Genomic DNA, 15,980 nt, shown 5'->3' on the forward strand with positions numbered 1-15,980 from the left:
GATTTACGCGCCTTCCGGCAGATGTTCCGACGCGGCTTTTTTCCACAGCCTGCTCCAGAGATCATCGGTCGCACGCGTGGACGTGTCCTTTGACCGGACCACAGAGGTTGCGCCCTCGGTATCGGCGGCGTCAATCAGATCGGCAACGATGCCGTGGTGAAAATCGCTGTTATTCCACGCCGTCCCGTCGAATGCCCAGTTCCCGGCCGGGGCCGCGCCTGCGCCTGCCGTTGCCGCAAGATGTTCGGCCAACCCGATGCCAAGCACCGCGCCTGCCGCGCTGTCCACGGGATAATGCACCCCGGCGACGGTACGGTTCACCGCGATCCGCGCCGCCAGCCGGAACCGTTGCTGCATATCGGCGGCGGCTCTGGCCGGATCACCGCCGCGCAACAGAGTCAGCAAAGACGCGATCAGAAACGCCTCGGTCGCGTGCCCGCTGGGAAGGGTGCCGTGGGTCGGGGTTGCGATGATCGGCTCGACACGCGGCGAAAATTGCACAGGGCGCGGGCCGTCGAAACTCAGCTTGATCCGCTGGATGATACCGCCCGCATAGCCGGCGGCGGCGTCCAGCACTTTCAACGTGTAGGGCGTGCGTTCGGTATCCAGAAGATCGCCCACGGCAAAGAATGACAGGATGTCGCCCATCTGCACGATGATCTCGGGCAGGCGTTCATCCCGCAGATCGGCGTAGCTTTGGATATAAGGAACCTGCTCGGCAAAATCGTCTATGCTGGGACAGGTCATTTTTACGAACGGATCGCCCGCAAAGCTGTCCGAAAGCGGCCCGCCCTTGCTGATGACCCGCGCGTGCAGGCTGGCCTGTTTCTCGCCAAGTTCAATACGCGTGCTCTGGATCAGGCCGGCAACAACCGCCTGAAGAAAATAGGGTGTGTCCGGCAGCCGCGGCAGTTGCGCATCATCTGATCCCAACAGACCGGTCAGCCTGTCTTCCGCCTGTTTCAACCGGTCGCTGCGCAGGCCAATATCGTCGAAATCGAGCGCCTCTGTCGCAACCACACCGTCATGGCTGGTTGCGAGGGCAGCGGACAAAAGCGGATTGCTGTCGCCGGTCACGACGCCTCTGCCCTGGGTCGATTGTGTGGATTGCGTCGACTGGGTGGATTGGGTTGATTGCGTGGAAACGAGGGTCTGGACTGATTGAACGGACATGAGAATTAACTGCCTTCTGAAGGTGAGTTTAAAAGCTCTGCATCATTCTTGGGCTGAATTGCCGCTACGTCAATGATCACGGCCATGCCGACTGGCAAGGAATACCTGACTTCCGTGAAACACCCTTTGGGTCTACCATGGGTAAGAAATCCAACAGGAAGAGCGTTGTCATAACAATGTCGACCACACAGAATTTCGTTCTGAAACTGGCAGGTCCGGTGCGTCTGATACAGTCTGATGGACTTGAAATCACGCCCAGTGCGGCAAAGCTGAAAGCCCTGCTGGTGCTGATCGGCACCGGCAACGGGATGCGACGGCCCCGCGCGTTTCTGCAAGATATGCTGTGGAGCTGTTCTGACCCCGAAAAGGGCGGTGCCAGTCTGCGTCAGGCGTTGAGTGCGGCGCGCAGAATGCGGGGTGGGGCCGAGGATCTGTTGATCATCAATAACGAGGCCGTGGCGCTGAACCCCGCGCGGGTCAAGGTTGATCTGTCCCTGCCGCGCGACTGTATCGAAATGCCGGAATTTGCCGAAGGGCTTGATGTGGCCGACCCGGAATTCGAAGACTGGGTGCGCGACAGGCGGTCGGAATTTGCCGATGCCTGCGACAAGCTTCGCGATGCGGTGCCGACCCACCATGCACTTGCCGCGCGGGTCAAGGCTGCGATGCCGACGGGTCGGACGCGACCGGCGATTGTCGTGCTGCCGCCGGTTTGCGATCACTCGTCGGTACGCGCCCATGCCGAGATTTTGACGGCCGATGTCGCGACACATATTGCTCAGCTTGGCGAGGCCGAAATCCTGCTGGAACCCCATGCGGTCGCACATGGTGAAAAGCTTGCCGTGCAGGTGCGTGCCATGCGCAGCGGTCCCGGTCTGCGCTTCCAGGTCCAGCTTGCGGAAACGGCCGTGCCCCGGATCGTCTGGATCGGGGACGTCAACTGTGCCAATGCTCCAGCGATTCATCAGGACGCCAATTTCGATCAGCTTCTGGTCGATACGGCTGCGGCGGCAAGCGCGCATTTCGGACGGCTTAGCCCCGAAGGCACACCGGATGCCTCGCATCTGGCGTTTCAGATGTTTGCCCATTTCCCGTTTCAGGACGGAAACCGCTTGCGGCGGTTCGACGCCTGGTTCGATCAGCATAGCGCCAGCCCCGAGATCAGCGCCACGCAACTTGCCTGGCGCGCAAGGCTGCGGCTGGTGACGTTGCTGGAACGCAGCAGCGGTGACCGGCACGCTTACGGCGAAGCGGTCGAGTTCAGCCGTGCCGCCATGTGCATGAATGCCGGCGATCCGATGGTCACGGCGATCGCGGCGGACGTGGCGCTGCATGTTGAAGGCCGGCTCGAACTGGCGTGCGAACTGGCGCGGACAAGTGCTGTCAAATGCCCCCGAAACCCATTCATTCATGCGATCCTTGCGCAGGCGCTTGCCCGTGCGGGACGCCCGAGCGAAGGCTATGCCGTTGCGCAACGGGCGCTTCGGCTCGCGGCCGGGCAGCCCAATCAAAGCTGGTGGCATGCGATCTGTGCGGCAACCGCGATCAAGCAACACAGCTATGCGGACGCTCGCAAACATGCCGAACTGGCGCATTTTCTGGCCCCGACATTCCGCCCGCCGCTGCGCTTTCTCAGCGCCTTGCGGTTTCATGCCGGCGATGAGGCCGGTGCTGCTGAAGCACTTGGAACGCTGAAATCGCTGGAGCCGGATTTTTGTCTGCAACGCATGGCCGACGAAACCTACCCGGTGGCGTCCATGCGCGGCACCGAATTGCTTGCCGTGACACAAAGCGGATTGCTCTGATACCAGTCGCGGCCGGGCAGGGTGCCAAGCATCTTCGTAAATGTCTCCTTGTGTTGTGACCTGTTTCCACGTTCCGATTGTCGAATACGGTGCTGCGTCACTGATGCGCGATCCGGATCGGATTGTCGCAAAGCTTGCCTGCTGTCCCGTGGGCATCTCACGCGAGAAAGGAAGCGGCGATACCTCGCCGCTTCCCAGTATCAGCTCCTCGAGCAGAGGAGGTAAGGCAGATGCCATGGTCACAGGACGAAATCACCGGCCCAGTAGTCAGAAGCGGTTGTCGCGCCGTCCTGAATGCGGATCGTCAACTCCCATGACGCATCGGCGTCGGTGTTGCCAACGACCCAGGTTTCGGTACCCACGTTGATGACGCCAAGCTCGCCTGTGGCCAGTCCGGCACCCACACCGCCCCATGTAAAGGCGTTGTTTCCGGCGGCCAGGACGTTGGCATCAATCGCTGCAAGGTCAATCTTGTCTTCGGTGACCCAGGTGAAGTTGATACCGGCACCATCGAACCCTTGAATGATGTCGCGGCTCGCCCCCACGGATTCGGCTGTCGAATAGTAGACGAAGGTATCTTCACCAGCGCCACCGTTCAGAATGTCGGCACCGGTCCGGCCGCGCAGCACGTCGTCGCCGCTATTGCCGATCAGCCGGTCATTGCCGCTGCCGCCGTCAACCACATCGTTGCCACTGCCGGCCGCGACGTAATCATTGCCGCTGCCTGCGAAGATGTAGTCTCTGCCGGAACCGCCATAGATCGTGTCATTGCCGGAACCGCCCGAGATGACATCATTGCCGCCAAGGCCGACCAGCCGGTCATTGCCGTTGTTGCCATACATGCGGTTGGCATCGTTTGTCCCGATCAGATAGTCGCTTCCGGACCCCGAATAGATGTTTTCGAAGTTCAGGAAAGTCTCGAACGAGAAGTTCGTCGCGCCGGTTCCGAGGTTAACGGTGTAGTTGCCCGAATAGTCGGTGGTGTTGAGCCAGTCATTGCCGGTCCCGCCGTTCAGATACTCCGTTCCGCCATTCCCGGCATAGATGTAGTCGTTGCCAGAATCTCCGTAGTAGCGACCGTAGCCTGAAGACGTGATATTGTCATTGCCCGATCCGCCATACACGGTATCGGTCCCGGTGCCTGCATCAATCCGGTCATTGCCAGCGCCGCCGGAAAGCAGGTCGTTGCCGCCCAGCCCGTCGATCGTGTCATTGCCGTTATTGCCATACATGCGGTTGGCATCGTTGGTGCCGGTCAGCTTGTCATTTCCGGACCCCGAATAGATGTTTTCGAAGTTCAGGAATGTCTCGAACGAGAAGTTCGTCTCGCCGGTTCCAAGGTTGACGGTGTAGTTACCCGAATAATCGGTGGTGTTCAGCCAGTCATTGCCCGAACCGCCGTTCATATACTCGGTGCTGCCATTTCCGGCATACATATAGTCGTTACCGGAGTCGCCATAGTAACTACCGTAACCCGAGGACCAGATCGTATCGTTGCCCGATCCGCCGGACACGGTGTCTGTCCCGGTGCCTGCGTCAATCCGGTCATTGCCAGCGCCGCCGGACAGGTAGTCGTTGCCGGCAAGGCCGTTGATGGTGTCATTGCCATTGTTGCCGTAGATCCGGTTGGCACCCGTGGTTCCGGTCAGGTTGTCATTACCGGAGCCGGAATAGAGGTTCTCGAAGTTCAGGAACGTCTCGGTGGCGTAGTTGGTATCGCCTGTGGTCAGGTTCACCGTATAGTTGCCAGACCATTTGGTGGTGTTCAGCCAGTCCGTGCCGGATCCGCCGTTCAGGTATTCGGTTCCACCGTTGCCGGCGTAGATGTAGTCGTCGCCGGAGTCGCCATAGTAGTACCCATAGCCGGAGGACGTGATGTTGTCGTTGCCCGATCCACCGGACACGGTGTCTGTCCCGGTGCCCGCATCAATACGGTCATTACCGGCACCGCCGGAAAGATAGTCGTTTCCGGCCAGCCCGTCGATCGTGTCATTGCCATTGTTGCCGTAGATACGGTTGGCACCGGACGTCCCGGTCAGCTTGTCACTTCCGGACCCTGAATACAGGTTCTCGAAGTTCACAAAGGTCTCGTAGGAGTAGTTGGTATCGCCGGTGGTCAGGTTCACGGTATAGTTGCCCGACCATTTCGTGGTGTTCAGCCAATCCGTTCCGGACCCGCCGTCCAACAGTTCTGTCCCGCCATTGCCAGCATAGATGTAGTCATCGCCGGAGCCACCATAGTAGCTGCCATAGCCGGAGGACGAAATATTGTCATTGCCAGCGTCACCATTGACGTAATTGGTGCCCGACAGGTCGCTGATCCTGTCATGGCCGTTGCCACCGTAGATGGTGTCGTTGCCGGTGCCACCGTCAAGCGAGTCGTTGTCATCCATCCCGCTCAGGTAGTCGTTGCCGCTGCCGCCGTACAAGGTGTCGTTCCCATCATACCCGTACAAACGGTCATTGCCGCCGTTCCCATAGGCGCGGTCATTGCCGGCATAAAGAAACATCCAGTCATCCAGGCTGGTGCCATAGCGCACGTCGTTGCCCGGGGTTCCATAAATATAGTTCGGCATAATTCATCTCCATTATTTCGTTCCGATCAGTTTGAGCGGACAGGGAGAAAAAACACCCTCGCCGTCAAGCCAGCGTGAAAGGGCGTTAATGCATTGGAAATAAAAATTAAAATATTCACATCTTAAGCTGAGATATGACCCTTAACTTGCCGTGCCACACCTTGAATTTCGTGCGTCATCAGGGCCAGGCTGGCGGCCAGCGGCGTGAACGGGCAGGCATGGGGTTGTCAGAATTCGGCGTTTTTCTGCGTCGGACGCGCGACTGCGCGGTGGTACAGGCGACAATGCGCGGCTAGTCTGCTTGCGCGGCTTATCGTTGACCGAAAGCGTACAGATGTGTGTCTTTGGATATGCTTGCCGTTTGTAATTGATGCAGGAGACACCATGACCAACTTTCCCGTTTTCGACGGCCACAATGATCTGGTGTTGCGCCTTCTGAAAGGCGATGTCACCGCCGAGCAAGTCACACAGGGGGTGCCGGACGGGCATATCGACACGCCTCGGGCCATCAAGGGTGGATTTGGCGGCGGGATCTTCGCGATCTTTGTGCCCAACCCGGACAATATTTCGGTGGATCACGAGGCGATGAAAACCCCGCCTTATGCGCTGCCGCTGCCACCTCCGATCACCGAGTAACGCGCAGTCGAGTGGACGGAAAACGGCTTTACCGCGCTGGAGGCTTTGGAGGCGGCGGATGCAATCACGATCTGTCGCACGGCCGCCGAGATCTCCGAAGCTCTGCCATCGCCCAAAATGGCTGCGAGCATTCATATCGAAGGGGCAGAGGCGGTTGATCGCGACTTTGCGCGGCTGCATGATTGGCACGCGCGCGGGCTGCGATCGCTGGGCCCGGTCTGGAGCCGCGACACGGTCTGGGGCCACGGTGTGCCGTTTCGCTTCCCGTCAGATGGCGATATCGGCCCCGGTCTGACAGATGCGGGCAAAGCGCTGATCCGCGAATGCAATTCCTTGAGGATCATGGTAGACTTGTCGCATCTGAACGCGAAAGGGGTCGAAGACGTTGCCCGGATCAGTGATGCTCCGCTGGTTGCAAGCCATTCAAATGCTTGCGCTGTTTGTCCACATTCACGCAATCTGACGGATCGGCAGCTTGACATGATCCGCGATACTGATGGGATCGTGGGGATCAACTTTGCCAGTGCCTTTCTGCGACGGGATGGCAAGTGGGACGACAAGTTCGGCCTTGACATCCTGCTCCGACATTTTGACCATTTGGTCGAGAGAATGGGGGAAGACCGCGTCGGCTTTGGCTCTGACTTTGACGGGGCGCTTATCCCGGCCTTGATCGGTGATTGTGCGGGTCTGCCCAATCTAATGACAGCATTCCGGGATTCCGGGGTGGGCGACGCGCTTCTGGCCAAGCTCACGCATGAAAACTGGGTGCGGGTCCTGCGACAAACGTGGGGCGTATAATATAAACAGGGAGTTTGCCATGAAGAAGAATTTCGTAGCCGCCGCGGTGGCCGCCATTATGTCGGTCGGCGTGGCCGCACCGGTCTTTGCCGAAACGCCGCCCAACATGCTGGTGATTGCCAACCGGATCGACGACATCAAAACGCTTGATCCAGGCGAGAGCTTTGAGTTTGCGGGCTCTGACGTGTCGCGCAACGTTTATGAAAAGCTGGTGAATTTTGATCCGCTGGATCTGGACGCGGGCTATCAGCCGGAACTGGCCGAAAGCTGGGAAATCTCCGAGGACGGCAAGACGATTACCTTCACCATTGCCGAGGGTCATGTTTTCTCCTCGGGCAACCCGGTAACGGCCAAGGATGCGGAATTTTCGTTGCGGCGCGCCGTTCTTCTCGACAAGACGCCTTCGTTCATCCTGACTCAGTTCGGATTGACCGCCGACAATGTCGAAGAGACGATCAAGGCGACCGATGACCGGACCTTGGTCCTGACACTGGATAAACCTTACGCGCTGTCCTTCGTGCTGAACTGTCTGACATCGACCATCGGCGGCATCGTAGACATGGCCTCGGCCATGGAGAACGAAGTTGACGGTGATATGGGCAACGACTGGCTGCGCACCAACACTGTGGGATCCGGCCCTTACAAAGTGGTCGAATGGAAGCCGAATGAAAGCGTCCTGATGGATCTGAACCCCAATTTCCACGGCGACAAGCCGGCGATGGAGCGGGTGATCGTCCAACATATTCAGGAAAGCGCGACCCAGCGTCTGCAACTGGAACGCGGTGATATCGACGTGGCGCGCAATCTGTCGCCCGAGGATGTCGCGGGACTTGCGGATGTAGAGGGCGTGAAAGTCGTCGACGAACTGCGCGGTCGCTTGATGTATTTCTCGGCCAATCAGAAAAAGGAGTTGATGGCCGATCCGAAAGTGATCGAGGCGCTGAAATATGCGACCGATTACGCGGGCATGTCGGATTCCTTCCTGAAGGGGCAGTATACCGTCCATCAGGCTTTCCTGCCGCTGACCTTCCTTGGTGCGCTGGAAGAGAAGCCGTACAGCTATGATATGGATGCAGCAAAGGCGGCGCTGGCAGAGTCCGGCTTTCCCGACTGCGGCCCGATCAAGATCTCCGTGCGCGACGCGCAGGAACGCATGGATATCGCGCAGTCCTTGCAGAACACTTGGGGTCAGTTGGGCTGTGATGTCGAGCTGATCGTCGGCACCGGCGCGCAAACGCTGGATCGCTACCGCGCGCGCGAACATGACATCTATCTGGGCGCCTGGGGGCCGGATTATCCCGACCCCAACACCAACGCGGGCACCTTCGCGGTGAACCCTGACAATTCCGACGAAGCGGGCACAACGGGTCTGCTGGCCTGGCGCAATGCCTGGGCCATCCCCGAGATGACAGAGACAACCCTGGCGGCAGTGGTCGAGAACGACACTGAAAAGCGCAAGCAGATGTATCTGGACCTGCAACGTGAACATCAGAAAACCAGCCCCTTTGGCATCATGTTCCAGCAGATCGAACAGAACGGCATGGGTGCCAGCGTCGAGAATTTCGTGGCCGGCGGGGCAACGACCGAAGTGTCTTACTGGGTCATTACCAAGTAAATGACGGATATGACCAATGGCGAAGGGCGGCGCGGGCCGTCCTTCGCTCCGTGGCTGAGCAAAACCTTGACAACATTGGTGACCGTGGCGGTCACTCTGCTTGGCCTTCTTTTTGTGACCTTCATGATCGGGCGTGTGATGCCCATCGACCCGGTTCTGGCGGTGATCGGGGAACGCGCCACGCAGGCGCAATACGATGCGACCTATCTGGAACTGGGTCTCGACAAGCCGCTGCTGGTGCAATTCGGCATATATGTCAGCGACGTGCTACAGGGCGACTTGGGCAAGTCGATCCGCACCGGGCAACAGGTGACAACCGACATCGCGCGGGTTTTTCCCGCGACGCTTGAACTTGCCACGCTGGGCACGCTGATCGGCGTTGCGATCGGGGTGCCTTTAGGGGTTCTCGCCGCCGTAAAACGTGGCAGCTGGATCGACCAGGTGGCCCGTCTTGTCGGGTTGGTCGGGTATTCCATGCCGATCTTCTGGCTGGGATTGGTGGGGCTGCTGCTGTTTTACGGCATTCTGGGCTGGGTGGCTGGACCGGGGCGGTTGGGCATTTTCTATCAGGGGATTGTCGAGCCGATCACCGGCATGCTGCTGGTCGATGCGGCACTGCGCGGCGAATGGACGGTCTTTCGGGATGCGTTGTCACACATCATCCTGCCTGCCGCGCTGCTGGGATATTACTCGCTGGCCTATATCAGCCGGATGACCCGCAGCTTCATGCTGGAACAGTTGAGCGCAGAGTATGTTATAACAGCGCGCGTGAAGGGCCTGTCGGAATGGCAGGTGATCTGGGGGCATGCCTTCCGCAATATCCGGATACAATTGATCACCGTGATTGCGCTGGCCTATGCCAACCTGCTGGAAGGGTCGGTCCTGACCGAGATCATCTTTGCCTGGCCCGGCATCGGCAGCTATATCACCACGTCGCTTCTGGCCAATGACATGAACTCTGTTCTTGGCGGAACCATCGTGATCGGCAGCATCTTCGTGGGCATCAACATCCTGTCCGACCTGCTGTATCGCTTTTTCGATCCGAGGGCCAAATGATCACAGCAAACCTGCGCGATTGGCTTTTGTCGGACGCCCCCACATCCCGGCGTCAGGCCCGTTTTGCATCCTGGTACAAAGGCTGGCTGACGCTTCGGTCCAACACGCTGGCGATGGTGGGTCTGATCGTGCTGGCCCTGATCATCCTCGCCGCGATCTTTGCACCCGTATTGGCCACGCATGACCCCTATGCTCAGGATTTGGGTCAGCGCCTGCTGGGTGCGGGGCAAGGCGGCCATCTTCTGGGGACGGACAGCCTGGGCCGTGACATCTATTCCCGGCTTGTCTATGGCGCGCGCATTTCGATCTACATCGTTTTACTGGTGGCGATGGTGGCACCGCTGGTCGGGCTGATCGTCGGCACGGTGTCGGGCTATGCGGGTGGCTGGGCCGATGTGGTCCTGATGCGGATCACCGATATTTTTCTGGCCTTCCCACGGCTGATCCTGGCGCTGGCCTTTGTCGCCGCTTTGGGGGCAGGGATCGAGAATGCCGTTCTGGCGATTTCCCTGACGGCCTGGCCGCCTTACGCCCGGATCGCACGGGCCGAGACGCTGACCATCCGCAATTCCGATTACATCCACGCCATTCGCCTTCAGGGTGCGGGGCCGTTCCGCATTGTCACCAGACATATCTGGCCGCTCTGCATTTCTTCACTGGTGATCCGTGTCACGCTGGATATGGCCGGGATCATCCTGACGGCCGCCGCTTTGGGGTTTCTGGGTCTCGGCGCGCAACCGCCCAGCCCAGAATGGGGCGCGATGATATCGGAAGGGCGCAAATATATTCTTGATTACTGGTGGGTCGCCACCTTTCCCGGCCTTGCGATCTTTGCCATCAGCCTTGCGTTTAATCTGCTGGGCGACGGGTTGCGCGATATGCTTGACCCCAAGGAGGACAACGCATGAGTGAAACGCTTCTCGACGTCGAAAACCTGCGGGTCAGTTTCGCGACGCGCACCGGTGTTTTCGAGGCGGTGCGCGGGATCTCTTTCACCCTTGGGCGCGAAAGGCTGGGGATCGTCGGCGAAAGCGGATCGGGAAAATCCATGACTGGACGCGCGATCCTGCGGCTGATCCGCCCGCCGGGCCATGTGGAAGCAGACCGCATCACGATGCATGGCGAGGATGTGCTTGCCGCCTCTGAAACCCGGATGCGGCAGCTTCGCGGCGGGCGCGTGTCGATGATCATGCAAGACCCGAAATTTTCACTTAACCCGGTGATGACCGTGGGCCAGCAACTGATCGAGTCGTTGCGGGCGCATGAAAAAATCGCACGGTCCGAGTGCCGAAAACGGGCCATGGCCATGCTGGACGAGGTTGCCATTCGCGACCCCGAACGCGTCATGGGTCTGTACCCGCACGAAGTGTCTGGAGGTATGGGCCAACGCATCATGATCGCGATGATGCTGCTGCCGGGGCCGGAAATCCTGATCGCGGACGAGCCGACCTCGGCGCTGGACGTGTCGGTGCAATTGCAGGTGCTCGACATCATGGACCAGCTTGTAAAAACCCGCGGCATGGGGCTGATCTTCATCAGCCACGATCTGAACCTTGTGGCCAAATTCTGTGACCGGATCGCGGTCATGTATGCAGGGCGCATCGTCGAATGTTGTAAAGCCTCGGAACTGCACAAGGCGCAGCATCCCTACACGCTTGGCCTGTTGAACGCGGTGCCGGACCTTGAACATCCACGCCCGAGGCTGGAAGTGCTGCAACGCGACCCCGCCTGGCGAGAGGCGCTTTCCGTGAGTGCACGCGCATGACAAACCCGGCGATCGACATCCATGATCTTGACGTCTGGTTTGGGTCCGGGCGTGGCCGCAGCGTGGCGGTCAGGCAGGCGAGCTTTGCTGTGGAGCAGGGCGAAAGCTTTGGCATCGTCGGTGAAAGCGGATCGGGAAAGTCCACAATCCTGCGCGCTATCGCCGGCCTGGTGCCAACATGGTCGGGCGATATGACCGTGGCCGGAGAGACACTGGGGCCGCGGCGCAGCAAGGCGTTTTTCCGCAAGGTTCAGATGGTGTTTCAGGATCCCTATGCCTCATTGCATCCGCGCCAGACGGTGGATCGCGTCTTGTCCGAAGCGATGGGGCTGCATGGCCTCAAAGATATTGACAGCCGCATCCCGCGCCTGATGGAGAATGTCGGGCTTGGGCCGTCCTTCCGGTTTCGTTTCCCGCATCAATTGTCTGGTGGCCAGCGGCAGCGCGTTGCCATTGCGCGCGCTTTGGCCCGTTCGCCGCAAATCCTGCTGCTGGATGAACCGACCTCGGCCTTAGATGTGTCGGTGCAGGCAGAAATCTTGAACCTGCTGACCGATCTGCGGCGCGACCACGGCCTGACCTATATCATGGTCTCGCACGATCTTGGTGTGGTCGGGCACCTTTGCGAACGGATCGCCGTGATGAAGCAGGGCCGTATCGTCGAAGTCCTGGACGTGGAAACCATGCGCCGTCTTGAGGCTGAGGATCCATATACGCGGCAGTTGCTCGACAGTTCTATCCAATCATCCCGTAGCGTTTGACGTCGGCAATTCCCGGCGGTGGCAGGTGGCGCTGCCGAAATATGTTAGCTGCCAATGCAACGGGTCTGAGGATCAGTCGTCACATATAACAAGATCAGTGCCCCAGTCGCGACAGGCGTTTTCAAGCTGCTTTGTCAGGGGCAGGTCGGTGAAGAACGTATCAACCTCGGAAAGTGAGGCGATCTTGGCGGGGGCGCTTCGGGCAAATTTGGTGTGGTCGGCCACCAGAAATGACTTGCGGGACTGGCTGAGAATGGCGCGACTGACGCTGACCTCCTGAATATCGTAATCCAGCAGGTCGCCATCCGGATCCAGCGCCGAGCATCCGATCACGGCCATGTCGAATTTGAACTGGCGGATCGTGTCCGCTGCAAGATTACCGACCAACCCGCCATCCGCGCGGCGTAATTGGCCCCCCGTCACGATGATTTCGCAATCTCTGTTGGCGACAAGGATATTTGCCACGTTCATATTGTTGGTCACGACCATCAGGTTGGTGTGATGCAGCAACTCGCGCGCCACGGCCTCGGTACTGGTGCCGATATTGAGAAACAGAGAAATGTCATTCGGGATCATCTGAGCACAGGCGCGTGCAATTGCCGCTTTGCCGGACGGGTTGATGGTGCGCCGCTCTTCATAGCCGATATTCGTTGTGCCGGAGGGCAGGATCGCGCCGCCATGCACACGTTCCAACCTGCCGGCATCGGCAAGGTCGGTCAGATCACGGCGAATGGTCTGTAATGTCACGCCGAAACGGTCTGCCAGACCGTCGACCGTGACCTTGCCTTCCCTGCGCGCAATTTCAAGGATCTCTGGGTGACGAAAGGTTTGGGACATGGCTGCATTCCTGTTGTTTCGTCGCCCATAGGGGGTATGCTCGGATCAAACTATAGTACCGTTTTTCTTGCCGGCGCAACGCGTAGCGAAGAAGGGCACGCGTAAGTTGTCATCTTCAAGCGTTTTGTCGGTCTGCCCGCAGGAATTATAGAACGTCGCTGAAAACGAACAAAAGCGAAAATTTCACTGTTGCGGTTTTAGTCTTTTGCATGCATAACGTCGAAGAGGTTACGCAAGGGGGGAATCGCGTGGCGAACACCACTGACACAGACGTGACAGACCTGTTCGTGATTGGTGGCGGCATCAACGGATGCGGCATTGCGCGCGACGCTGCGGGGCGCGGCTTGTCAGTGACCCTGGCAGAGATGAATGATCTTGCCTCTGCCACGTCCTCTTCCTCGACCAAGCTGTTTCATGGCGGGTTGCGCTATCTCGAATATTTCGAATTCCGCCTGGTGCGTGAGGCGCTGATCGAACGCGAAGTGCTGTTGCGCGCGATGCCGCATATCAGTTGGCCGATGCGGTTTATTCTTCCTTATCATAAGGATATGCGGTTCGAATCGGAAACGCCGACATCGCGTCTATTAAGTGTCGTCATGCCCTGGATGAAGGGACGGCGCCCCGCATGGCTGATCCGTCTTGGTCTGTTCATGTATGACAATCTGGGTGGCCGAAAGATCCTGCCCGGTACGAAGACGCTGGATTTGACGGGCACTGCCGAAGGTGTGCCGCTGCAAGAGCGTTTTGCCAAGGCCTATGAATATTCCGATTGCTGGATCGAGGATTCGCGCCTTGTCGTGCTGAATGCACGCGACGCCGAGGCGCGTGGCGCAAATATTATGACACGCACAAAGGTTCTGACAGCAGAGCGCGAAGGTGATCTGTGGCGAATAGAAACGCACAATAACGAAGATGGCGCGCAGACGACCCACATGGCACGCATGCTGATCAATGCGGGCGGTCCGTGGGTGGGCGACATCATCCATTCCAAAGTCCGGATCAACGCGACTGAAGGCGTGCGTCTGGTGCGCGGCAGTCATATTGTGACGCGCAGGCTCTACGATCACGACAAGTGCTATTTCTTTCAGGGCACTGACGGGCGGATCATCTTTGCGATCCCGTATGAGAGCGATTTCACGCTGATCGGCACCACCGACGCGGAACATGAAAGCCCATCGGAAAAGCCGGTGTGCACCCCGGAGGAGCAGCGCTATCTGATCGACTTTGCCAACCAGTATTTTGCCAGAAATATCAGCGAGGATGACGTCGTCTGGACCTATTCCGGCGTGCGACCTCTATATGATGACGGGGCAAGCAGCGCCACGGCGGCGACACGGGATTATACGCTGAAGGTTGACAAGGCCGGTGGCGCGCCGATGCTGAATGTCTTTGGCGGCAAGATCACCACCTACCGGCGCCTTGCCGAAAGCGCGCTGGAAAAAGTCTCGCAAAACTTGGCCGATGTGAAAGCGCCGTGGACGGCAGGTGTGCCACTGCCCGGCGGCGATTTTCCGGTGGGTGGGGTGGATGACCTGGTGTCGGACCTCAAGGACAGGTTTCCGTTCCTCTCCGAAGCCTGGGCGCGGCGGTTGGTCCGGGCCTATGGCACCGAAGCGCAACTCGTGCTGAACAAGGCGACAACCGCCGATGATCTGGGTTATGATTTTGGCGCGACCCTGACAGAGGCCGAGGTTATCTGGCTGATGGACAAGGAATATGCCCGTACGGCCGAGGATGTGGTCTGGCGCCGCAACAAGCTGGGCCTGAGACTGAGCGCCGAACAGATCGGCACATTGGATGACTGGATGGCGGCGCGCCGCGCATCCGCGCGCGATGCAGCAGAATAGGGGGAGGATCTGATGACGCTTGAACTCAGAAATGTGTCGAAGGTCGTGGAGGGGCAAACCCATATCCACCCGACAGATCTGACACTGGAAAAGGGCACGATGAACGTGCTGCTGGGGCCGACGCTGTCGGGCAAGACCTCTTTGATGCGGTTGATGGCGGGGCTGGATGCGCCCGCGACCGGGCAGATTTTCTGGCAGGGCGAAGACGTCACCGGAATGCGTGTGCAGGATCGCAAGGTCGCGATGGTCTATCAGCAATTCATCAACTATCCGTCCATGACGGTCTATGACAACATCGCCTCGCCCATGCGGCTTCTTGGCATCGACAAGGCCGAGATTGACCGGCGCGTTCGCGAGAATGCAGAACTGATGAAGCTGACGCCGATGCTGGACCGCAAACCTCTGGAATTGTCGGGCGGGCAGCAGCAGCGTTGCGCCTTGGCGCGGGCCTTGGTCAAGAATGCGGGGCTAGTCCTGCTGGACGAACCACTTGCCAATCTCGACTACAAATTGCGTGAAGAGTTGCGGGTGGAAATCCCAAAGATATTCGAGGCTTCGGGCGCAATCTTCGTCTATGCCACGACCGAGCCGGAAGAGGCATTGCTGCTGGGTGGCAACACCGCGACCTTGTGGGAGGGCCGGGTGACGCAGTTCGGTCTGACGCCGCAGGTTTACCGCCAGCCGGCCGATGCCACCACCGCGCGGGTGTTTTCAGATCCGCCGATGAACTTCGTGCAAATCAACAAAACCGGATCGTCGCTGAGCTTTGGCGACGGGCAGACGGTGCCCGCCAGTGGCAAGCTGTCCGAGTTGCCGGACGGCCGCTACAGCGCCGGGTTCCGTCCCAACCACCTGGAGATCGCCCAGCACGTCGCGGATGCCGTGCCATTCAAGACCACATTGTCGGTGACGGAGCTGACAGGATCGGAAACATTCGTGCATCTGGATCATCACGGCGAACGCTGGGTCGGTCTGGTGCATGGCGTGCATGACCTGTCCATCGGGGCCGATCTGACGGTCTGGCTTGATCCTCGGCATGTCTACATCTTTGGCGAAGACGGCAAGCTGATCGCCCCGGCCGCCTATGCGCTTGCAGCCTGAAGGGACAACA

Annotated in this window: 11 protein-coding genes and 1 pseudogene; 9 read left to right on the forward strand and 3 right to left on the reverse strand. The window is 59.1% G+C overall.

What is annotated here, in order from left to right; all coding sequences use genetic code 11:
* Positions 1–3: 3 nt before the first annotated feature.
* The gene (locus ACN0WV_RS02550) at positions 4–1,173 is read right to left on the reverse strand and encodes a phosphatase PAP2 family protein (protein ID WP_417603570.1); all 1,170 of its coding nucleotides are present in this window, start codon (positions 1,171–1,173) and stop codon (positions 4–6) included.
* 176 nt (positions 1,174–1,349) lie between these two features.
* Here ACN0WV_RS02550 and ACN0WV_RS02555 point away from each other — a divergent pair, with 176 nt between their 5' ends.
* A complete protein-coding gene (locus ACN0WV_RS02555; protein ID WP_417603572.1) occupies positions 1,350–2,978 on the forward strand; it encodes a hypothetical protein in 1,629 nt (542 codons plus the stop codon).
* A gap of 239 nt (positions 2,979–3,217) precedes the next feature.
* Here the strand turns inward: ACN0WV_RS02555 and ACN0WV_RS02560 are convergent, their stop codons facing one another.
* Positions 3,218–5,554, reverse strand: a complete 2,337-nt coding sequence (locus ACN0WV_RS02560) for a calcium-binding protein (RefSeq protein ID WP_417603574.1) — start codon at positions 5,552–5,554, stop codon at positions 3,218–3,220.
* A gap of 384 nt (positions 5,555–5,938) precedes the next feature.
* Here ACN0WV_RS02560 and ACN0WV_RS02565 point away from each other — a divergent pair.
* The 6 genes and pseudogenes from ACN0WV_RS02565 (at position 5,939) to ACN0WV_RS02590 (ending at position 12,185) form a co-directional block, all read left to right on the forward strand.
* Positions 5,939–6,988 (forward strand): annotated as a pseudogene (locus ACN0WV_RS02565) (dipeptidase).
* Positions 6,989–7,007: 19 nt separating this feature from the next.
* Entirely contained in the window at positions 7,008–8,603 is a 1,596-nt protein-coding gene (locus ACN0WV_RS02570; RefSeq protein ID WP_417603576.1) for an ABC transporter substrate-binding protein, read from the forward strand.
* On the forward strand, positions 8,604–9,659 hold the full coding sequence (locus ACN0WV_RS02575; RefSeq protein WP_417603578.1) for an ABC transporter permease: 1,056 nt from the start codon (positions 8,604–8,606) through the stop codon (positions 9,657–9,659).
* Positions 9,656–10,567 (forward strand): ABC transporter permease, encoded by a 912-nt coding sequence (locus ACN0WV_RS02580; RefSeq protein ID WP_417603580.1) that lies wholly within the window; start codon positions 9,656–9,658, stop codon positions 10,565–10,567. Before ACN0WV_RS02575 ends, ACN0WV_RS02580 begins: the two co-directional genes overlap by 4 nt.
* Positions 10,564–11,424: an ABC transporter ATP-binding protein gene (locus ACN0WV_RS02585; RefSeq protein WP_417603582.1), complete on the forward strand. Its 861-nt coding sequence runs from the start codon at positions 10,564–10,566 to the stop codon at positions 11,422–11,424. The genes ACN0WV_RS02580 and ACN0WV_RS02585 overlap by 4 nt, the downstream gene beginning before the upstream one ends.
* The gene (locus tag ACN0WV_RS02590) at positions 11,421–12,185 is read left to right on the forward strand and encodes an ABC transporter ATP-binding protein (protein ID WP_417603584.1); all 765 of its coding nucleotides are present in this window, start codon (positions 11,421–11,423) and stop codon (positions 12,183–12,185) included. Before ACN0WV_RS02585 ends, ACN0WV_RS02590 begins: the two co-directional genes overlap by 4 nt.
* Positions 12,186–12,257: 72 nt before the next feature.
* On the opposite strand, the gene ACN0WV_RS02595 is transcribed toward ACN0WV_RS02590, so the two are convergent.
* Entirely contained in the window at positions 12,258–13,022 is a 765-nt protein-coding gene (locus tag ACN0WV_RS02595) for a DeoR/GlpR family DNA-binding transcription regulator (RefSeq protein ID WP_417603586.1), read from the reverse strand.
* A 209-nt stretch (positions 13,023–13,231) separates the two neighbouring features.
* On the opposite strand from ACN0WV_RS02595, the gene glpD reads away from it, so the two are divergent.
* Together glpD and ACN0WV_RS02605 are read left to right on the forward strand one after the other, a co-directional pair.
* Positions 13,232–14,869 (forward strand): glycerol-3-phosphate dehydrogenase, encoded by a 1,638-nt coding sequence (glpD, locus tag ACN0WV_RS02600; protein ID WP_417603588.1) that lies wholly within the window; start codon positions 13,232–13,234, stop codon positions 14,867–14,869.
* Between the two features lie 12 nt (positions 14,870–14,881).
* Positions 14,882–15,970 carry an ABC transporter ATP-binding protein gene (locus ACN0WV_RS02605; RefSeq protein WP_417603590.1) on the forward strand — a complete coding sequence of 363 codons (1,089 nt, stop codon included), beginning with the start codon at positions 14,882–14,884 and terminating at the stop codon, positions 15,968–15,970.
* The last annotated feature ends 10 nt before the right edge of the window (positions 15,971–15,980 follow it).

The sequence above is a fragment of the Primorskyibacter flagellatus genome, from assembly GCF_048268605.1.
GTDB classification, from domain to species: Bacteria; Pseudomonadota; Alphaproteobacteria; order Rhodobacterales; family Rhodobacteraceae; genus Primorskyibacter; species Primorskyibacter flagellatus.